Consider the following 19,672-nt stretch of genomic DNA (forward strand, 5'->3'; position numbering starts at 1 on the left):
CCGGGCGGGCTGTGATGGCAGCGAGGGCACGACCGCCGTGCCCCGTCGTCGTACCGCTGAGGAGCCAGCCCCATGCACCGCACCGCCCGTGCCCTGTCCGTCGCCGTCCTGGCCGGGGCCGCGCTCGTCATAGCGGGGCCGACCGTGTCCGCGGCCCCCGCTGACGGGGCGAGCCCCGGCACCGTCCGGCCCGGCGCCGGCCCCACCGCGTCCGTGCCCTGCGAAGCCTTCACCGGACTGGCACCGGACACCCCGGACGACACACCACAGGCCTTCGCGGACGGCACCGCGCAGTGTGACGAGGGGCAGGCCAAGGGGCAGGAGCAGGGACAGGGACAGGGACAGGGACAGGGACAGGGACAGGGAGAGACACCGGGGCTGGTGCCGGGGCAGCGGGACGAATCGGGGGCGGGGCAGGGGGAGCGGCAGGATTCGGGGGCCGGGCAGGAGACGGGGCCGGGTCAGTGGCAGGAGCCCGGGGCGGGGCAGGAGACGACGGGACAGGGACGGGAACAAGGGCAGGGGCAAGGGCAGGGGCAAGGGCAGGGACAGGGACAGCGGCCGGGGCAGGAGCAGGAACAGGGACGGGAGTGCGAGGACTCCCACGGTTCGGCGTGCTCGGGCGATCACGGCTGCCGCGACGACGGCGGTGGCAACGGCAACGGCAACGGCTACAACGGCGGCAACGGCTACAGCGGCGGGAAGGGAGACGACGGCGGGAAGGGAGACGACGGCGGGAAGGGAGACGACGGCGACTGTGACCGGGCCACGGAACAGGGCGGGGTCGCGGCCGGGACGGGCGGCAGCTTCAACGACTCGGTTCCGGCGCTGGTCGCCGGCGGTGTGCTGATCGCCGTCTCCTGCGGAGGCGCCGTCTACCGGCTGTCCGGCCGCAGGAGGCCGGTGGACGGCTGACGCGGGGCGGCCCGGGCCGGGTCCGTGCCGGAGGGCAATTGCGGCCGACGGCCATGGAGGGCCGTCGGCCGGGTACACATCCCGAGGGCACCGACAGCAGACACCGCACGCACCACCCACGCAGCCGGCACCACAGGAGCGGGCTCGGGAACAGGCTCGGGAACAGGCAGAGACACAGCCGGCGAGGAGAGCACGGCCCCGACGGGAACACCACACGGCACCACGGACTGCGCGGAGGCGGACATGCGGCGGACGGACCCGGAAGGCCACGGGCCGGTCCGTTACGGGCCGCCCCTGCCCGGAGACGGCCTGCCCGTCCTCCCGGAGCTCTCCGCCGTCCTCGCCGCCGCGGCGGGCCGGGCCGACGCCCAGCCGGTCGGCGGCGCCCCCGCGCTGCTGGAGGCGGCCTGCGGGTACTGGACCCGGCGCGGACTGCCCTGCGTCCCCGACCGGGTGGCCGCGGGACCCGGCGCCCCCGCGCTGCTGCTCGCGCTGACCGCCGCGCTCGCCGGTGACACCGGCGACGTGCTCGTGCCCCGCCCGTGCGCCGCCTGGTGGGCGCCCTACGCCCGCCTCCTCGGCAGACCCGTCTTCCACGTGCCGACCCCGGCCGAGGGCGGCGGTGTGCCCGATCCGTACGCCCTGCTGGAGACCGTCCGCAGGCTCCGTGCCGAGGGCGGCGATCCCCGGCTGCTGGTGCTGTCCGTCGCCGACGACCCCACCGCCACCGTCACCCCGCCCGAACTGCTGCACGAGACCGTCGAGGCGGCGGCCGCCGAGGGCCTCCACCTGGTCAGCGACGAGACCTGGCGCGACACCGTGCACGACCCGCGCGAGACGGTCCTGCTCAGCCCCGCCGAGATGGTGCCCGACGGGGTCACCGTCGTCACCGACCTGGCCGGCGCCCTGCTGCCGCCCGGCTGGCCCGCGGCCGTCGCCCGCTTCCCCTCGGGAGAGGCGGGGGAGCACCTCCACGCGCGCGTGCTCGACGTCCTCACCGCGCTCGGCGCCCGGATCGCCGCACCGGTCGCCGCGGCCGCCGGGTACGCCCTCGACGAACCCGCACCCGTCACCGAGCGCCGGGAGGCCGCCGTACTCCTGCACGCGCGTGTGGCGGCCGCCGCGCACGGCGCGGTCGTCGCGGCCGGCGCGTTCGCCCTGCCGCCGCGGGCCGGCCGTCATCTGTACGTCGACCTCGGCCCGTTGCGCGAGGTGCTCGCCGAGCAGGGCGTCGGGGACGCCCAGGAACTGGAGGACCTCCTCACCGCCCGGCTCGGCCTGCCCGCGCCCGGCGGCCACCGCTTCGGTGACGACCTCGGGGCGCTGCGGGTGCGGCTCGCCACGGGGTCCCTGCTGGGCGGCACGGACGAGGAACGCACGGAATGCCTCACGTCACCCTCACCGTTGGAACTGCCACAGGTGCAGCGCGCGTTGATCTCCTTGAGGTCGGCCTTCGAAGATCTCCGCGACGATGCTCGGCGACGGGAGCCTCCTCGATGACGCAGCAGACGCATGAGCCCGGGTCCGCCGGCACTACGACGACCAGCGCAAAAGCCGGCGCCCCCGCGGCCCCGGCCCCCCTCGCACCTCCGTTCCCGCCGTTGGCCGAGCCCCGCCCGCTGGGCGAACACCGGGTGTGGCCGCGGACCTTCCACGACCGGCTCACCGCGCCCCTGCCCGGTCTCAAGGCCCTCGCCCGCTTCGCCCGCGAGGGTTCCGTACGCCCCGGCCCCGAGAGCCTCGCCGACATCCCACAGCTCCCTTACGCACCCGCCCCGTTGCCCCGCACGGGCGCCCGCACGCTCGCCGTCTCCTGGGCGGGACACGCAAGTTGGATCGTCCGGATCGGCGGGCTGACCGTCCTCACCGACCCCGTGTGGTCCCGCCGCATCCTCGGCACCCCGGCCCGCATCACCCCCGTCGGCGTCCCGTGGGAGGACCTGCAGCGCGTCGACGCGGTCGTCATCAGCCACAACCACTTCGACCACCTCGACGCCCCCACCCTGCGCCGTCTCCCGCGCACCACACCGGTGTTCGTGCCCGCCGGGCTCGGCCGCTGGTTCCAGCGGCGCCGGTTCACCCGCGTCACCGAGCTGGACTGGTGGGAGGGTGCCGAACTGTCCGGGGTCCGCTTCGACTTCGTGCCCGCCCACCACTGGTCCAAGCGCACCCTCACCGACACCTGCCACAGCCTGTGGGGCGGCTGGGTCCTCACCGACCGCGAGGGACAGCGCCTCTACTTCGCCGGCGACACCGGCTACGGCCACTGGTTCTCCCGTATCGGCCGCCGCTACCCCGGCATCGACCTCGCCCTCATGCCCATCGGCGCCTACGATCCGCGCTGGTGGCTGAGCGACGTCCACTGCGACCCGGAGGAGGCGGTCCGGGCCACCCAGGACCTGGGCGCCCGAAGAATGGCCCCCATGCACTGGGGCACGTTCATCCTCTCGGCGGAGCCGGTCCTGGAACCGCTGACGCGAGTGCGGACGGCCTGGGAGCAGGCTGGCCTGGACCGGGAGGACCTGTGGGACATCCCGGTCGGCGGCTCGATGACGCTGGACTGAACTCCCCGCGGCCGGCCGCCGACGGCGCTATCGCGAAACGCGCCGCACCAAGCCCGGAACCACACTGATCAGGAGCGTCAGCCCCACCGCGGCCACCACGCCCTCCCACGGCTCCGCAAACAGCGAACCCCCGAGAATCCCGATCACCTGGTACGTCAACGCCCAGGCCAGACAAGCGGGCAGATTCCCCCGGCTGAACCGCCGCAAGGGCCAGTCGGCGACCAGACAAGCCAGCATCACCGGCAGCCGCCCGGCAGGCACCAGCCGGGACAGCACCAGCACCGTCACCCCGTGGTCGGCCAACTTCGTCTGCGCCTGCGCGAGCCGCTCCTCCGGCGCCCGGGCACGAATCGCCTCAAGCCACCGCGACCCGTTCCGCGACCGCATCCCCCGCCGCCCCAGCCAGTACAGCGTCGCGTCCCCGAGAAAGGCCGCCAGCGAGGCCGTGACGAACACCAGCACCAACGACCACGGAGCCGTCTGATGAAACGCCACCACCGCGGCCGAACTGACCAGTGCGCCCGTGGGCACCACCGGCACCAGCGCCCCGATCAGCACCAGCAGGAACAGGGACGGATACCCGAGCGCCCGCTGCGTGGACTCCGGAGGCGCAGTGGACGTGGAAGCAGCGGCAAGCACCACCGCGGCCGGCCATCTCACCGCGCGACCTCCAGGCGCACGCTCTCGCCGTGCCCGAGCTTGTGCACGGCCACCTGCGGCGCGGCCGCGGCCGCCAGGCGCACGAACTCGTCGCCCGGTGCGTGGAACTCGTGCGGGCGCACCGCGTCCATGCCGATCGGCCAGTACGTCCCGTAGTGCACCGGCACCGCGACCCGGGGCGCGAGCCGGGCCAGCGCCCGCGCCGCCCGCCCCGCGTCCAGGTGCCCCTCGCCGAGGTACGGACCCCAGCCGCCCACCGGCAGCAGGGCCACGTCCACCGGCCCGACCTGCTCCGCCATGTCGTCGAACAGCCCGGTGTCCCCGGCGAAGTAGGTCCGCACCTCGCCCTCGACGACGTATCCCAGCGCGGGGGAGCGGTGCGGGCCGACCGGCAGCCGGCGCCCGTCGTGCCGAGCGGGCACCGCGTGGACCACGAGGTCCCCGATCCGGACTGCGTCCCCCGGGGCCACTTCGGTGATCTGCAGCTGTCGCAGCCGGCGCAGCCCGGGTACCGCCCGTGGTGCGCCCCGGGGCACGATCAGGCGCGTGCCCGGGGCGAGCGCGCCCAGCGAGGGGACGTGCAGATGGTCGGCGTGCAGATGGGAGACGAGCGCCACGTCCGCGCGACGGGCCTCGGCGGGGGGCACCGCGCCCCGGCGGCGACGCAGATGCGCGAGCCTGTTGGCGAACAGAGGATCGGTGAGCACCCGTATGTTCGAATCCAGGAGCGCGCAGGTGGCGTGACCCCACCAGGTGATCTCCACCGGCACGTTCTTCGCCTCCTTCGCGCGACTCCCCCGAAGCCTACGGGCAGGAGTAGGGTCGGCGGCGAAACCCGGAGGTGAGGGGGACGCCATGGGACAGTCGCGGGGTGCCTCCGGCGGGCTCGCACAGGTGCGGGTCACTGCCATCGCGAGCCTGACGCCTCTGGAGGAACTGGAGGCCGACCCCTTCCTGGTCGACTCCCGCAGCCAGCACGCCATGTGCGCACACTGGGCGGCCGAGCGCGGCTATGTGGTCGCGAGGGAACTTCTCGTCGGCGGGCTGCGTTTCGACCATTGCGCGCTGTGGGACGGCGTCCGGCCCGGCGTGGACGTGTTCGTCGCACCCAGCCGGCGCGTGCTGGAGCGTGCGCTGTCCTCGGTGGAGGAGTTCACCGCCGAGTGCGCGCGGCGCGGGGTGCGGGTGGAGACGGTGGGGCGGGCCGAGCCCTCGTACGACGCGCAGATGAAGGCGCGGGTGCACCGCAGGCTGTCCATGCCGACGGCGGGCTACGACGGGCGCTGAGGGCCCGGCGCCCCGCCCGGCCGGGCTCCGCCCCGTGTGACAAGGTGGAACGAGGCCCGGTGATCGAGCGGGCCGGGACGCGAGGTGTGCGGGGCGTGCGGTGGCGGCGGATCGCCAGTCAGGTCGGACGGAGCGTCACGGTGTGGGCGGTCTCCACGCTCACCATGCTCCTGCTCGCCGGACTGCTGCCCGACTTCAGGCTCCAGTCCGCCGACGGCGACAGCGCCACTCGGATAGCCGTCACCGCCGCGCTGGGCGCCGGGGCCTTCGGTGTGCTCTCGGCCGTGGTGTGGCCGCTCCTCGTACGGCTGCTGCTGCTCGTGCCCGCGTTCGTCCTCGGCCTGCTGGTCTTCTTCCTCAACGGCTCCCTGCTCCTGCTCGCCCTGCGCCTCAACCCCTCCGGGCAGGGCGAGGCCGCCCCGGAGACGGCCGTCATCGTGGCGGCCGTGATGTCCGCCGTCGCCTCGGCCACCGGCGCCGCCCTCGCCGTACGCGACGACGACGCCTACCGCCGCCGTCTGCTGCGCCTCGCCTACCGTCGCCGCAGAGCCGGCCCGCCGTGCGCGGCCACGCCCGGCCTGGTCTGCGTCCAGCTCGACGGCGTGGGCCACGACGTGCTCACGCACGCCGTCGGCAAGGGACTCATGCCGACCGTCGGCCGCTGGCTGGCGTCGGGCGACGGCGCACGGCCGACCCACCGGCTCGCCCCCTGGCGCACCGACTGGTCCAGCCAGACCGGCGCCAGCCAGCTCGGCATCCTGCACGGCAGCACCTTCGACGTGCCGGCCTTCCGCTGGTACGAGAAGGACCGGGGCGAGGTGATGGTGTGCAACCGCCCGACCAGCGCCGTCGAACTCCAACGCCGCGCCACTGCGCACACGGGCGACGGCGGACTGCTCACCGTCGACGGCGCCAGCCGCGGCAACCTGTTCGGCGGCGGCGCCGGCGAACAGGCCCTCGTGCTGTCCATCGCCACCCGCCGCCGCGGCCGGGACAACCGCTCCCGCGCCGGCTACTTCGCCTACTTCTCCGACCCCGCCAACGCGGTGCGCACCGCCCTGTCCTTCGTCGCCGAGGTCGCCCGCGAGATCGGCCAGTCCACCCGGGCCCGGGTCCGCAAGCAGCGGCCACGGGTGGGCCGCGGCGGCCTCTACCCCTTCGTGCGCGCCTTCGCCACCGTCGTCGAACGGGACGTCGTGGTCGCCGCCGTGATGGGCGATCTGCTCGCTGGCCGCACCGCCGTCTACGCCGACCTCGTCGCCTACGACGAGGTCGCCCACCACTCCGGACCGTGCAGCCGGGACGCGGAGAAGGTCCTGCAGCGCCTCGACCGGTCCCTCGCGCTCATCGAGAAGGCCGCGGAGCACGCCCCGCGCCCCTACCGGATCGTCGTCCTGTCCGACCACGGCCAGAGCCCCGGCGAGACCTTCCGCGCCCGCTACGGCCTCACCCTCGCCGACCTCGTCCGTGCCGGGTGCGGACTGCCCGTGCCGCGCCGGGCCGAACGAACCCACAGCGGCGCCGAGGCCCGCACCGCCGTCCGCGCAGCCCTGCGCCGGCCCGTGGAGGAGAAGGGCGAGCGGCACCGGCCCGCCCCCGCCCTCCGGGCGGGCGGACCCGCGTCCCGCTTCGCTCCGGACTCCGAGCCGATCGTGCTGGCCTCCGGCAACCTCGGCCTGGTCTCCTTCCCGGACGTGCCGCACCGCATGACCAAGGAGGAGATCGAGGCCCGTCACCCCGCCCTGCTCACCACCCTCGCCAACCACCCGGGCATCGGCTTCCTGCTGGTGCGCAGCGAGGAACACGACGGCGTGGTGCTCGGTCCCCACGGCACCGAGATCCCGCTGGCCGAGCTGGACCACGAGCCGGGCCCGCTCGCCCGGTTCGGCCCCGGCGCCGCCGACGCCGTCCGCCGCACCCACACCTTCCCGCACACGGCCGACATCATGGTCAACTCCTTCCACGACCCCGTCGACGGCGAAGTCCTCGCCTTCGAGGAGCAGATCGGCTCCCACGGCGGCCTCGGCGGCGCCCAGTCCCACCCCTTCCTGCTCTCCCCGCTCACCCTGTCCGCCCCGGTCGAGGAGGGCGCGGAGCTGACCGGCGCCGAGCACGTGCACCGCGTCCTGCGCCGCTGGCTGCGCGAGGCGAACGGCCCCCAGGTGCCGATCGGTACGGAGACCGAGGAGGAGCGGGCCGCCTGAAAATCGGCTGCGCGCCCGGGGACGTACACCCACACTGTTCGAGTCGCACATACTCGAACATCCCCAAGGAGCCTTGGCTTTGCAGGCTGCCGTCACGGTCACCCCGGCCCGTCTCCCCGAGCTGCTGCTCGGTCTCGCCACCGTCCGGCCCGTCTTCGTCTGGGGCGCCCCCGGCATCGGAAAGTCCTCCCTGGTGCGGGAGTTCGCCGCCTCGCTCGGCCTGGAGTGCGTGAGCCTGCTCGGCACCCAGCTCGCCCCCGAGGACCTGATCGGCGTGCCGCAGATCCGTGAGGGCCGCTCCGTCTTCTGCCCGCCGGAGACCATCGCCCGCGACGAGCCGTACTGCCTGTTCCTGGACGAGCTGAACGCTGCCACCCCGGATGTGCAGAAGGCCTTCTACTCGCTCATCCTCGACCGCCGCATCGGCAGCTACGAGCTGCCCGAGGGGTCCATCGTCATCGGTGCCGGCAACCGCGCCACCGACAACGCGCTCGCCCGGCCCATCGCCTCCGCCCTGGTCAACCGGCTCGCCCACGTCCACCTGGAGGCCTCCCCGAAGGACTGGCTCGCCTGGGCCACGGGCCACGGCATCCACCCGTGGATCCTGGACCACCTCACCGACCGGCCCGACCACCTGTGGTCCAAGCCGCCGAAGACCGAGGAGCCGTTCTCCACCCCCCGCTCCTGGCACATGCTCTCCGACGCCCTGCACTCCTTCGGAGCCGACCTCGACGAAGCGACCCTGAGCGTTCTCGCGCACGGCACGCTCACCCCGGCGCACGCCACCGCCTTCCGGGGTTACGTCAAGATCGTCCGCAGCCGGTTCGGCATCGAGGCCATCCTCAAGGGCGACGCCCGCTGGCCGCACCGCCCGGAGGACCGCGACCTGCTGTACTACCTCGCCGAGTCCTTCCGCGGCCGCCTGGTCAAGGAGCTGCCGGTCGCCAAGGAGCACATGTCGGCGAACGGCCGGCAGACCGCCTACCGCGCCAAGTCCCTGCTGGTGCAGCTCGCCGAGATCTCCGTCGAGGTCGCGCAGAGCGTCATCGCCTCCGACGCCGACGGCAACCCCGTCCTGCCCGCCTGGTTCCTCATCGAGGCCGCCCGGGACATGCCCCGGCTGGTCGAGGCCCGGCGATGAGCGGCCGCGGCGCGAAGAACAGGAAGAAGCCGGATCCGGCCGCCGAGGACTGCGCCAAGGGCGTCCAGCTGGTGTGGGCCAACCCGGCGCTCGCCGCGATCGAGGCCGACATGTGCCGCCGCGAGGACTGCTCCGCCTCGCCCCGCCAGGGCCTGGTCCGCATCGACTCCGGCGGCCGCGTCCACCTGCACCCCACCCGCCGGGCGGAGCCCGCCGAGTGGGCCTGGGCCATCGCCCACGGTCTGATCCACCTCGGCTTCGGACACGTACCCGCCGCCAAGGGCGAACGCGTACAGCCGGACCGCTACGACCTCGCCGCACGCTGCGCCGTCGTCAACCGCTTCCTGCTCACCTTCCCCGTCGGCCGCACCCCCGACGACCTGCCCGCGTCCTACCCCGGCGGCGACGAGGAACAGATCGCCGCCGGCTGGCGCCGCGACGAGCACATCCCGGCCGTGTACGAGCACTGCGGCACGGCCGGCACCGAACCCGACCAGCTGCTCGTGCCCTGGACCGGCTACCTGAACAAGCCCCCCGACTGGCAGCTCGCCTTCGCCCACGGCCTCACCCGCACCATGGCCACCGCCATGGATCTGGCCGGCGGCCGCCGCGACGTCATGACCGGCGGCCCCACCCGGTTGCGCCCCTGGGAGCGCGCCCTGAGCTGGTTCGTCTCCTCCTACCCGCTGCTCGGCGGCATCGCGGCCGGCATCAGACTCGTCGCCGACGCCGAACTCGCCCGCGCCCACGACATCGCCGTCGCCGCCGTCGACGCCGAGGCCGGCGAGATCTACGTCAACCCGCTGCGCACCTTCGAGGACGAGGAGTGGCGGTTCATCCTCGCCCACGAGATGCTGCACGCCGCCCTGCGCCACGGCGACCGCTGCGGCACCCGCGACCCGTACCTGTTCAACGTCGCCTGCGACTACGTCATCAACGGCTGGCTGGCCGAGATGCAGGTCGGCACCATGCCCGACGGGCTGCTGCACGACCCGCAGCTGGAGGGGCTGTCCGCCGAGGAGGTCTACGACCGGATCGCCGGCGACCTGCGCCGCATGCGCCGCCTCGCCACCCTGCGCGGCAAGGGCCTCGGTGACGTCCTCGGCGGCCCGCTCGGCCCGCCCGGCACCCCCGTGGACCTGGACGAGTTCTACCGTCGCGGCCTGGTCCGGGGCCTGGACCTGCACCAGGGGCAGCAGCGCGGCTTCCTGCCCGGCGGGCTGGTCGAGGAGATCCGCGCGCTCAGCCACCCGCCGCTGCCCTGGGACGCCCGACTGGCCCGCTGGTTCGACGAGTTCGTGCCGAGCCCGCAGGCCGTGCGCACCTACGCCCGTCCCTCGCGCCGCCAGTCCGCCACCCCCGGCATCCCGCGCGCGGGCCGCCACTTCCCGCCGGAGGAGATCGCCCGCTGTACCTTCGGCGTCGTCCTCGACACCTCCGGTTCGATGGACCGCACCCTGCTCGGCAAGGCCCTCGGCGCGATCGCCTCGTACGCCGGGGCCCGCGACGTACCGGCCGCCCGCGTGGTGTTCTGCGACGCCGCCCCGCACGACGCGGGCTATGTGCCGGTCACCGAGATCGCCGGCCGGGTACGGGTGCACGGGCGCGGCGGCACCGTTCTGCAGCCCGGCATCGACCTGCTGCACCGCGCACCGGACTTCCCGCCCGGCGCGCCGGTGCTGGTCATCACCGACGGCTGGTGCGACGTCCTGCGGGTGCGGCGCGAGCACGCCTATCTGATCCCGGAGGGCGGTCGCCTTCCGTTCACCCCGCGTGGCCCGGTCTTCAGGGTGCAGTGAGCCCGGATGTGATCGGATGGGTGCGCAGGACTTGGACACGGGACCACATGCGAAAGGAACCACCGTGGCTACCACGCGCACCGCACACACGGTCTGGGAAGGCAACCTGATCGAGGGCACCGGCCTCGTCACCTTCGACTCCTCCGGCATCGGCCAGCAGCCGGTGTCGTGGCCGTCGCGCGCCGAGAAGGCCAACGGCAAGACCAGCCCCGAGGAGCTGATCGCCGCCGCCCATTCCAGCTGCTTCTCGATGGCCCTCTCGCACGGCCTCGCCGGCGCCGGCACCCCGCCCACCCGCCTGGAGACCAAGGCCGACGTCACCTTCCAGCCCGGCGAGGGCATCACCGGCATCCACCTCACCGTCCGCGGCGAGGTGCCGGGCCTGGACGCGGAGGGCTTCGCCTCGGCGGCCGAGGACGCCAAGAAGAACTGCCCGGTCAGCCAGGCCCTGACCGGTACGACCATCACCCTGACGGCCGAGCTGGCCTGACCGTCGTACGACCGCCACGGTGCCGCGCTCCCGCGCAGGGGCGCGGCATCGCCGTTTCCGGGTATTCGTACATTGACAGCGCCGTACGCGCGTTTTGTGCTGGAAGGGTGCGAGGCGCCCTGACGGAAGGGGACGGACCATGGCACGTGCGGTCGGGATCGATCTCGGGACGACGAACTCGGTGGTGGCCGTCCTGGAGGGCGGCGAGCCCACCGTCGTCACCAACGCGGAGGGCGCCCGGACCACCCCCTCCGTGGTGGCGTTCGCGAAGAACGGCGAGGTACTGGTCGGTGAGGTCGCCAAACGGCAGGCCGTGACGAACGTGGACCGCACGGCCCGCTCGGTGAAGCGGCACATGGGCGACGCCGGCTGGCGCTTCCCCGAGCAGGGCACGGTGGACGGTGCCCGGCTGCGCGCCCAGGAGCTGTCGGCGCGGGTGCTGCAGAAGCTCAAGCGGGACGCGGAGGCCTACCTCGGCGAGGACGTCTCGGACGCGGTGATCACCGTGCCCGCGTACTTCGACGACGCCCAGCGGCAGGCGACCAAGGAGGCCGGGGAGATCGCCGGCCTGAAGGTGCTCAGGATCATCAACGAGCCCACGGCCGCCGCCCTCGCCTACGGCCTGGACCGCGGCGAGGAGCAGACCGTCCTCGTCTTCGACCTGGGCGGCGGCACCTTCGACGTGTCCCTGCTGGACATCGGCGACGGCGTCATCGAGGTGAAGGCCACCAACGGCGACACCCACCTCGGCGGCGACGACTGGGACCAGCGGGTCGTCGACCACCTGGTCAAGCGGTTCAAGGGGCAGTACGGCATCGACCTCGGCAACGACAGGATGGCGGTGCAACGGCTGCGCGAGGCCGCCGAGAAGGCCAAGATCGAGCTGTCCTCGTCCTCCGAGTCCTCGATCAACCTGCCCTACATCACCGCCTCCGCCGAGGGCCCGCTGCACCTGGAGGAGAAGCTGACCCGGGCCCAGTTCCAGGAGCTGACCGCGGACCTGCTGGACCGCTGCAAGACCCCCTTCCACCAGGCGGTCAAGGACGCCGGCGTGAAGCTCTCCGCCATCGACCACGTCATCCTCGTCGGCGGCTCGACCCGGATGCCCGCGGTCACCGATCTGGTCAAGGAGCTGACCGGCAAGGACCCGCACAAGGGCGTCAACCCCGACGAGGTGGTGGCGGTCGGCGCCACCCTCCAGGCGGGCGTGCTCCGCGGCGACGTCAAGGACGTCCTCCTCCTGGACGTCACCCCGCTGTCCCTGGGCATCGAGACCAAGGGCGGCATCATGACCAAGCTGATCGAGCGGAACACCACCATCCCGACCCGCCGTTCGGAGATCTTCACCACCGCCACCGACAACCAGCCCTCGGTCGGCATCCAGGTCTACCAGGGCGAACGCGAGATCGCCGCGTACAACAAGAAGCTCGGCGTCTTCGACCTCACCGGCCTGCCGCCCGCCCCGCGCGGCGTTCCGCAGATCGAGGTCGCCTTCGACATCGACGCCAACGGCATCATGCACGTCTCTGCGAAGGACCTCGCGACCGGACGGGAACAGAAGATGACCGTCACCGGTGGTTCCGCCCTCCCCAAGGACGACATCGACCGCATGATGCGGGAGGCCGAGCAGTACGCCGAGGAGGACCGGCAGCGCAAGGAGGCCGCCGAGACCCGCAACCAGGCCGAGCAACTCGTCTACCAGACCGAGAAGTTCATCCGTGACAACGAGGACCGCGTGCCCGCCGACACCCGCACCGAGGTCGAGGCTGCGGCCGCCGAGCTGAAGACCCTGCTGGAGCAGAACGCCGAGACCGCCGTCCTGCGCACGGGAGTCGAAAAGCTCGCCACGGTCAGCCAGAAGATGGGCCAGGCCATGTACAGCCAGGCCCAGCCCTCGGCCTCCGGTGCTTCGGCCGGGGAACAGACCGAACCGCCCGACGAGGAGGCGGTGGTGGACGCGGAGATCGTCGACGAGGAGCGGGAGCAGAAGGGCGGGGCGGCCTAACCGCCCAGCCGCTCCCAGCCCCGCCGCTCCGGTCGCGGTCCCAGCTGCCTCGGGTCCCGTGTCCGGTAGACGACGTACGGCCGGAACAGGTACTGCACCGGTGCGCTGAACATGTGCACCAGGCGGCTGTAGGGCACGAACGCGATCAGCAGCATGCCGACGACCGCGTGCACCCGGTACAGCACCGGCACGCTCTCCATCAGGTGGGTCTTCGGCTGGAGCGTGAACAGACTGCGCGCCCAGGGGGCGATCGTCTCGCGGTAGTCGTAGCCGTCGCCGGAGGTGTGGGCGAGCTTGGCGACCATGCCCAGGACGATCGCCCCGAGCAGGACCACGTACATGATCTTGTCGTTGACCGTGGTGGCCCGGAACACGGGGGACCGGGTCCGCCGACGGTAGACCAGCAACAGGATCCCGACGACCGTCAGCGCTCCGGCCGCCGTGCCGCCGTACAGCGAGAACAGGTGGTACGTGTGCTCGCCGACGCCGAGCGCACGTGTCCAGGACGCGGGCACGAACAGCCCGATCAGATGCCCGGCCAGCACGAACAGGATGCCGTAGTGGAAGCAGGGCGAGGCGATGTTCAGCAGCTTCGACTCGTACACCTGCGACGAGCGCGTGGTCCAGCCGAACTTGTCGTAGCGGTAGCGCCAGACGAGGCCGGCGACCAGCAGGGCGAAGGCGATGTAGGGCAGGGCGCCCCACAGGAGTGTGGTCATGAGCGCACCCCGGTGTGTGCGGTCGGCAGAGCGGCGCACACGGCGTCCAGGACGGCCGCGTACGGTGTGCCGTGGTCGGTCAGCCGGGACCGCAGCTGTTCCAGGGCGTCACGGTGTCCGGTCAGCAGATCGGTGTTGCCGGTACGGGCGGTGAACTCCAGCACCGCGGGCAGGAAGTCCGGCAGCTCCTCGCCGCTGAACTCCAGCCCGTGCTGCCGGTAGACGTCCTTGAAGCGGACCAGGGACATGCCCCGCCGCCGGGTGTCGCCGTCCAGCCACCAGCTCAGGTACAGGCTGTGCCGGTTCCTGAAGTCGAAGACCTGCACATAGTGCATGGCCAGCTCCTGCGGTTCGGTGACGGCCGCATGGTCGGTGAACGCGCGCAGCTGCGGGGCGGCTTCGCGCAGCAGCGGCAGCCGGGCGAAGAAGTCGTCGTCCGGGTAGGTGAGGCAGAGCGCCGCCGCCTGGTACAGCACCGCGTCCGAGGGCATCAGGGTCTCCTAGGCGTCGTCCGCGTGGTCCGAGGTCTGCCGCCTGCGCAGCAGATGGAAGTTCTCGACGGACACCAGCGGCAGCTGTCTGCGGCCGGAGTCCTGGCCGAAGGGGCCGTCGCCGCCCATGCCCGGCCCGCCTTCGTAGTCGAGGCTGCATCCCCCCGGCAGCGCCGACTCCTCCAGCCGGCGGGCGTCGCCGACGGCCGCGGTCGGGATGACGTACCGGTCCTCGTACTTGGCGATCGCGAGCAGCCGGTACATCTCCTCGATCTCGTGCGGCTCCATCCCGACGGTGGAGGCGATCGCCGGGTCGGGCTGCTCGCCGAGGTTGAGCGCGCGCATGTGGGAGCGCATCGCCGCGAGCCGCTCCAGCGAGGCCCGCACCGGCCGGGTGTCGCCCGCCGTGAACATCTCCGCCAGGTACTCCAGCGGGATGCGCAGCGTGTCGATCGCGCCGAACAGGTTCTGCGCGTCCTCGCCGTCGTGCCCGGTCTCGGCCAGCGCGTCCACCACCGGCGACAGCGGCGGGATGTACCAGACCATCGGCATCGTCCGGTACTCGGGATGCAGCGGCAGCGCCACCCGGTACCTGCTGATCAGCGCGTGTGCGGGGGAGCGGCGGGCGGCCTCGGTCCAGTCGTGCGGGATGCCCGCCTCCTCGCAGGCCTGCCGCACCGCGGGGTCCTCCGGGTCGAGGAAGACGCCCAGCTGGGCCTCGTACAGCTCCTTCTCCTCCCGCACGGACGCGGCAGCGGTCACCCGGTCGGCGTCGTAGAGGATCACTCCCAGGTAGCGCAGCCGGCCCACGCAGGTCTCGGAACAGACCGTCGGCAGCCCGGCCTCGATCCGCGGGTAGCACAGCGTGCACTTCTCGGCCTTGCCGGTGGCGTGGTTGAAGTACACCTTCTTGTACGGGCATCCGGTCACGCACATCCGCCAGCCCCGGCACTGGTCCTGGTCGACCAGCACGATGCCGTCCTCGGCCCGCTTGTACATCGCCCCCGACGGGCAGGAGGCCACGCACGACGGGTTCAGGCAGTGCTCGCAGATCCGCGGCAGATAGAACATGAAGGTCTGCTCGAACGCGAACTTCACCTTGTCCGAGGCCTGTTGGCGCACCCGCTCCACCATCGGGTCGAGGTCGCCGTGGGCCGGGGCGCCCGCCAGGTTGTCGTCCCAGTTCGAGGACCACTCGATCTTCATCGGCTTGCCGTCGAGGGACGACACCGGCCGGGCGACCGGGAAGTCCTCGCCGAGCGGGGCGTCGGTGAGGTTGCGGTAGTCGTACGTCCAGGGCTCGTAGTAGTCCTTGATCTCCGGCAGCCTGGGGTTGGAGAAGATGCCGGCGAGCTTGTGCAGCCGGCCGCCCGCCTTGAGTTTCAGGGCTCCGCGCCGGTTCAGCTCCCAGCCGCCGCGCCACTTCTCCTGGTCCTCGTAGCGGCGCGGATAGCCCTGGCCGGGCCGGGTCTCGACGTTGTTGAACCAGACGTACTCCATGCCCCGGCGGTTGGTCCACGCCTGTTTGCAGGTGACCGAACAGGTGTGACAGCCGATGCACTTGTCGAGGTTCATCACCATCGCGATCTGGGCCATCGGGCGCATCAGTACTCGACCTCCTGGCTGCGGCGACGCACCACCGTCACCTCGTCGCGCTGGTTGCCCGTCGGGCCCAGGTAGTTGAAGGCCCAGGACAGCTGGGCGTAGCCGCCGATCAGATGGGACGGCTTGAGGATCAGCCGGGTGAGCGTGTTGTGGATGCCGCCGCGCATCCCGGTGGTCTCCGTCTTCGGTACGTTCACGGTGCGCTCCTGCGCGTGGTGCATGTAGACGGTGCCGGCCGGCATCCGGTGCGAGACGACCGCGCGGGCCACGACCACGCCGTTGCGGTTGACCGCCTCGATCCAGTCGTTGTCCTCGACCCCGATGGCCTCCGCGTCCTGCGGCGACATCCAGATGTTCTGGCCGCCCCGGGAGAGGGCCAGCATGAACAGGTTGTCCTGGTACTCGGAGTGGATCGACCACTTGTTGTGCGGGGTGAGGTAGCGGACCGTCACCTCCCGCTGCCCGTGGGGCCCGAGCCGGGGTTCGCCGAACAGCCGGTTCATGTCCAGCGGCGGCCGGTACACCGGCAGCCCCTCGCCGAGTTCGTGGATCCAGTCGTGGTCGAGGAAGAAGTGCTGGCGCCCGGTGAGGGTGTGCCACGGCTTGCCGTGCTCGGTGTTCAGCGTGAACGCGGTGTACCGGCGGCCCCCGGACTCACTGCCCGACCACTCCGGCGAGGTGATCACCGGCACCGGTGCCGCCTGCGTGTCGGCGTACGTGACCCGCTTGCCCTCGTGCTCGGCGGCCAGATGCGCCATCTTCTGGCCCGTGCGCTGCTCCAGCGTGTGGAAACCCTGCGTGGCCAGGCGCCCGTTGGTGGTGCCGGACAGGGCCAGGACGGTGTTGGCCGCCTTCACCGCCGTGTCCAGGGACGGGCGGCCGTCGGCCGGTCCGCCGTGCACCGGGCCGTTCAACTCCCGCAGACGTGCCACCTCTTCGTCGGGCCGCAGGGCGATCCCCTTGACGGGCAGCCCGAGTTGCTCCACCAGTGGGCCGAGCGCGCCGAACTTGGCTCCCACCGCCGGGTAGTCGCGCTCCACGACGGTCAGGTTGGGCAGCGTCCTCCCGGGCTCGGGGTCGCAGTCCCCGCGCTTCCAGTCCAGGACCACCCCGCCGGGCTGGGCGGTCTCTCCCGGGGTGTCGTGCTGGAGCGGGGTGGCCACCAGGTCCTTGCGGACGCCCAGATGGTCCACGGCCAGCTCGCTCAGCTTCTCGGCGAGCGCCTTGAACGCGTCGAAGTCGGTGCGCGCCTGCCAGGGCGGGTCCACGGCCGGGGTGAAGGAGTGCACGTAGGGGTGCATGTCGGTGGAGGACAGATCGTGCTTCTCGTACCAGGTGGCCGCCGGCAGCACCACGTCCGACAGCAGGGTGGAGGAGGTCTGCCGGAAGTCCAGCGACAGCAGCAGGTCGAGCTTGCCCTCGGGTGCCTCCTCCCGCCAGACCACGTCCCGGGGCCGTTCGCCGGGCGCGGCCTGCTCGGCGCGCAACGAGGACTGGGTGCCGAGCAGATGCCGGGTGAAGTACTCGGCGCCCTTCGCGGACGAGCCCAGCAGGTTGGCCCGCCACAGGGTGAGCACACGCGGCCAGTTCTCCGGCGCGTCCGGGTCCTCGCAGGCGAACCTGAGCGTGCCCGCCCGGAGTTCGGCCACCGCCCGCGCCACCGGGTCGCCGAACACCTCGCCCAGATCGAGCGGGTTGCGGTCGAAGGTCGGGTACGACGGCATCCAGCCGGCGCGGGCCGACAGGGCGAGGCAGTCGGCCGCCGTCATCCCCGCGAACCTGCCCTCGCCGAGCGGCGACGCCAGCACATCGGCGCCGAAGCGGTCGTAGCGCCACTGGTCCGTGTTGAGGAACCAGTACGCGGTACCGATCATCTGCCGCGGCGGCCGCGCCCAGTCGGAGGCGGCGGCCAGCGTCGCCCAGCCGGTCACCGGCCGGCACTTCTCCTGACCGACGTAGTGCGCCCAGCCGCCGCCGTTGCGGCCCTGGCAGCCGGTGAGCTGGAGCAGGGCGAGGAAGGCACGGTAGATCGTCTCGGAGTGGAACCAGTGGTTGGTGCCGGCACCCATGAGGATCATGCAGCGGCCCCGGGACCGCTCGGCGGTGCGCGCGAACTCACGGGCGATCTTCACGCACTGGGCGGCCGGGACGGAGGTGTGCCGCTCCTGCCAGGCGGGCGTCGCCGGGGAGCGGGCGTCCTCGTAGGAGGCGGGCCAGTCGCCCTGCATGCCGGGCCGCCACACACCGTACTGCGCCAGCAGGAGATCGTGGACGGTCGTCACCAGCGGGCCGCCCGAACCGCCCAGCCGCGTCGCCGGCACACTGCGCCGCAGTACGTCCCCGCGCCCCTGGCCGTGCTCCCCGCCCTCGGTGTCGAACCGCGGCAGCAGCACCTCGACGTTGACCGCGGCCTCATGGCCGTACAGGCTCAGCTCCGGCTGCACAGTACCCAGTTCGAGGTTCCAGCTGCCCTTGCCCGACTCGGTCCAGCGAAAGCCCAGGGAGCCGTTCGGGACGACCGCGCGGCCGCTCGTCCGGTCCAGGACGACCGTCTTCCACTCCGCGCCCTCGCCGTCCTGCCCGAGATCGGCGGCGCGCAGGAACTTGTCCGGTACGTGTGCCCCGTCCCGCTCGCGCAGCGTCACCAGGAACGGCAGGTCGGTGAACTTCCGTACGTAGTCCGCGAAGAACGGTGTCTCCCGGTCGACGAAGAACTCCTTGAGGATCACATGCCCCATGGCGAGCGCCAGCGCGCCGTCGGTGCCGGGGTGCGGGTGCAGCCACTCGTCGGCGAACTTGGCGTTGTCCGCGTAGTCGGGCGCCACCACCACGACCTTCTGGCCGCGGTAGCGGGCCTCCGCCATCCAGTGCGCGTCCGGGGTCCGCGTCACCGGCACGTTCGAGCCCCACATCATCAGATAGGCGGCGTCCCACCAGTCGCCCGACTCCGGCACGTCCGTCTGGTCGCCGAAGACCTGCGGGGAGGCCACCGGAAGGTCCGCGTACCAGTCGTAGAACGACAGCATCGACGCGCCGATCAGCGAGTGGTAGCGGGCGCCGGCCGCGTGCGACACCATCGACATCGCCGGGATCGGCGAGAACCCGGCGATGCGGTCGGGCCCGTACGTCTTGATGGTGTGCACCTGGGCGGCCGCGACGATCTCCACGGCCTCGTCCCAACTCGCCCGCACCAGACCGCCCTTGCCGCGGGCCCGCTGGTAACGGCCGCGCCGCTCGGGGTCGTTCTGCAGGTCCGCCCACGCCAGCACCGGGTCGCCGAGCCGCTGCTTCGCCTCCCGGTACAGCTCCAGCAGCACGCCCCGGACGTACGGGTGGCGCACCCGGGTGGGGGAGTAGGTGTACCAGGAGAACGCGGCGCCGCGCGGGCAGCCGCGCGGCTCGTACTCGGGGCGGTCCGGGCCCACCGACGGGTAGTCCGTCTCCTGGGTCTCCCAGGTGATGATCCCGTCCTTGACGTAGACCTTCCAACGGCAGGAGCCGGTGCAGTTCACCCCGTGAGTGGAGTTCACCACCTTGTCGTGGCTCCACCGGTCCCGGTAGAAGGCGTCCCCCTCCCGGCCGCCGGTGAGCGTGACGCTGTGCAGGTCGGAGGCGGGCGTGCCGGGCCGGAAGAACCGCCCGGCGCTCAGCAGCGCCGCGCCGGGCTCCTCCGGTGGTGTCCGCGTGTCCGTCACGTGTGCTCCCTTGCTCACCCCATGGTTCAGAACCTAGGGGCGGGCAGGGACACTCACCTGTTCAGACCGCCGTACGGGTCACCCGGCGCGGGCGGTC

Annotated in this window: 15 protein-coding genes; 9 read left to right on the forward strand and 6 right to left on the reverse strand. The window is 72.5% G+C overall.

Translation table 11 applies throughout. The features are described 5' to 3' along the window. The first annotated feature begins 72 nt into the window (after positions 1–72). The 3 genes from AC07DS_RS25315 (at position 73) to AC07DS_RS25325 (ending at position 3,479) form a co-directional block, all read left to right on the forward strand. Positions 73–915: a hypothetical protein gene (locus AC07DS_RS25315; protein WP_479148739.1), complete on the forward strand. Its 843-nt coding sequence runs from the start codon at positions 73–75 to the stop codon at positions 913–915. A gap of 243 nt (positions 916–1,158) precedes the next feature. After that, positions 1,159–2,415, forward strand: a complete 1,257-nt coding sequence (locus AC07DS_RS25320; protein ID WP_479148741.1) for an aminotransferase class I/II-fold pyridoxal phosphate-dependent enzyme — start codon at positions 1,159–1,161, stop codon at positions 2,413–2,415. Next, entirely contained in the window at positions 2,412–3,479 is a 1,068-nt protein-coding gene (locus AC07DS_RS25325; RefSeq protein ID WP_479148743.1) for an MBL fold metallo-hydrolase, read from the forward strand. The genes AC07DS_RS25320 and AC07DS_RS25325 overlap by 4 nt, the downstream gene beginning before the upstream one ends. 27 nt (positions 3,480–3,506) lie before the next feature. Here the strand turns inward: AC07DS_RS25325 and AC07DS_RS25330 are convergent, their stop codons facing one another. Both AC07DS_RS25330 and AC07DS_RS25335 read right to left on the reverse strand, forming a co-directional pair. After that, entirely contained in the window at positions 3,507–4,121 is a 615-nt protein-coding gene (locus tag AC07DS_RS25330) for a DedA family protein (protein ID WP_479148745.1), read from the reverse strand. 14 nt (positions 4,122–4,135) lie between these two features. Continuing rightward, positions 4,136–4,909 (reverse strand): MBL fold metallo-hydrolase, encoded by a 774-nt coding sequence (locus tag AC07DS_RS25335; protein WP_479148747.1) that lies wholly within the window; start codon positions 4,907–4,909, stop codon positions 4,136–4,138. Between the two features lie 85 nt (positions 4,910–4,994). On the opposite strand from AC07DS_RS25335, the gene AC07DS_RS25340 reads away from it, so the two are divergent. The 6 genes from AC07DS_RS25340 to dnaK all read left to right on the forward strand — a co-directional run bounded on the left by AC07DS_RS25340 (position 4,995) and on the right by dnaK (position 13,065). Then, positions 4,995–5,426 carry a hypothetical protein gene (locus AC07DS_RS25340; RefSeq protein ID WP_145884685.1) on the forward strand — a complete coding sequence of 144 codons (432 nt, stop codon included), beginning with the start codon at positions 4,995–4,997 and terminating at the stop codon, positions 5,424–5,426. A gap of 86 nt (positions 5,427–5,512) precedes the next feature. Then, the gene (locus tag AC07DS_RS25345; RefSeq protein WP_479148994.1) at positions 5,513–7,630 is read left to right on the forward strand and encodes a phage holin family protein; all 2,118 of its coding nucleotides are present in this window, start codon (positions 5,513–5,515) and stop codon (positions 7,628–7,630) included. 79 nt (positions 7,631–7,709) lie between these two features. Next, positions 7,710–8,771 (forward strand): ATP-binding protein, encoded by a 1,062-nt coding sequence (locus tag AC07DS_RS25350; protein ID WP_479148996.1) that lies wholly within the window; start codon positions 7,710–7,712, stop codon positions 8,769–8,771. Then, positions 8,768–10,570 (forward strand): vWA domain-containing protein, encoded by a 1,803-nt coding sequence (locus tag AC07DS_RS25355; RefSeq protein WP_479148749.1) that lies wholly within the window; start codon positions 8,768–8,770, stop codon positions 10,568–10,570. Before AC07DS_RS25350 ends, AC07DS_RS25355 begins: the two co-directional genes overlap by 4 nt. A gap of 64 nt (positions 10,571–10,634) precedes the next feature. After that, complete coding sequence (locus tag AC07DS_RS25360) at positions 10,635–11,060, forward strand: OsmC family protein (protein ID WP_145884688.1); 426 nt, start codon at positions 10,635–10,637, stop codon at positions 11,058–11,060. A 139-nt stretch (positions 11,061–11,199) separates the two neighbouring features. After that, positions 11,200–13,065 carry a molecular chaperone DnaK gene (gene dnaK / locus AC07DS_RS25365; protein WP_479148751.1) on the forward strand — a complete coding sequence of 622 codons (1,866 nt, stop codon included), beginning with the start codon at positions 11,200–11,202 and terminating at the stop codon, positions 13,063–13,065. Here the strand turns inward: dnaK and narI are convergent. From narI to AC07DS_RS25385, 4 genes are read right to left on the reverse strand one after another with little or no spacing between them, the layout of a single operon-like run. After that, on the reverse strand, positions 13,062–13,784 hold the full coding sequence (gene narI, locus AC07DS_RS25370; RefSeq protein ID WP_479148753.1) for a respiratory nitrate reductase subunit gamma: 723 nt from the start codon (positions 13,782–13,784) through the stop codon (positions 13,062–13,064). The genes dnaK and narI overlap by 4 nt on opposite strands. Beyond that, on the reverse strand, positions 13,781–14,275 hold the full coding sequence (narJ, locus tag AC07DS_RS25375; protein WP_479148755.1) for a nitrate reductase molybdenum cofactor assembly chaperone: 495 nt from the start codon (positions 14,273–14,275) through the stop codon (positions 13,781–13,783). The genes narI and narJ overlap by 4 nt, the downstream gene beginning before the upstream one ends. Before the next feature lie 9 nt (positions 14,276–14,284). Then, positions 14,285–15,880: a nitrate reductase subunit beta gene (gene narH, locus AC07DS_RS25380; protein ID WP_479148757.1), complete on the reverse strand. Its 1,596-nt coding sequence runs from the start codon at positions 15,878–15,880 to the stop codon at positions 14,285–14,287. Further along, positions 15,880–19,575, reverse strand: a complete 3,696-nt coding sequence (locus tag AC07DS_RS25385) for a nitrate reductase subunit alpha (protein ID WP_479148759.1) — start codon at positions 19,573–19,575, stop codon at positions 15,880–15,882. The genes narH and AC07DS_RS25385 overlap by 1 nt, the downstream gene beginning before the upstream one ends. Positions 19,576–19,672: the final 97 nt, after the last annotated feature.

This window comes from Streptomyces sp. NPDC044064 (assembly GCF_056434245.1).

Coding starts and splice junctions, on each gene's coding strand:
- narJ (WP_479148755.1), bottom strand. CDS start 14,275: ATGCCCTCGGACGCGGTGCTGTACCAGGCGGCGGCGCTCTGCCTCACC.
- AC07DS_RS25340 (WP_145884685.1), top strand. CDS start 4,995: ATGGGACAGTCGCGGGGTGCCTCCGGCGGGCTCGCACAGGTGCGGGTC.
- AC07DS_RS25320 (WP_479148741.1), top strand. CDS start 1,159: ATGCGGCGGACGGACCCGGAAGGCCACGGGCCGGTCCGTTACGGGCCG.
- AC07DS_RS25325 (WP_479148743.1), top strand. CDS start 2,412: ATGACGCAGCAGACGCATGAGCCCGGGTCCGCCGGCACTACGACGACC.
- AC07DS_RS25355 (WP_479148749.1), top strand. CDS start 8,768: ATGAGCGGCCGCGGCGCGAAGAACAGGAAGAAGCCGGATCCGGCCGCC.
- AC07DS_RS25315 (WP_479148739.1), top strand. CDS start 73: ATGCACCGCACCGCCCGTGCCCTGTCCGTCGCCGTCCTGGCCGGGGCC.
- narH (WP_479148757.1), bottom strand. CDS start 15,880: ATGCGCCCGATGGCCCAGATCGCGATGGTGATGAACCTCGACAAGTGC.
- narI (WP_479148753.1), bottom strand. CDS start 13,784: ATGACCACACTCCTGTGGGGCGCCCTGCCCTACATCGCCTTCGCCCTG.
- dnaK (WP_479148751.1), top strand. CDS start 11,200: ATGGCACGTGCGGTCGGGATCGATCTCGGGACGACGAACTCGGTGGTG.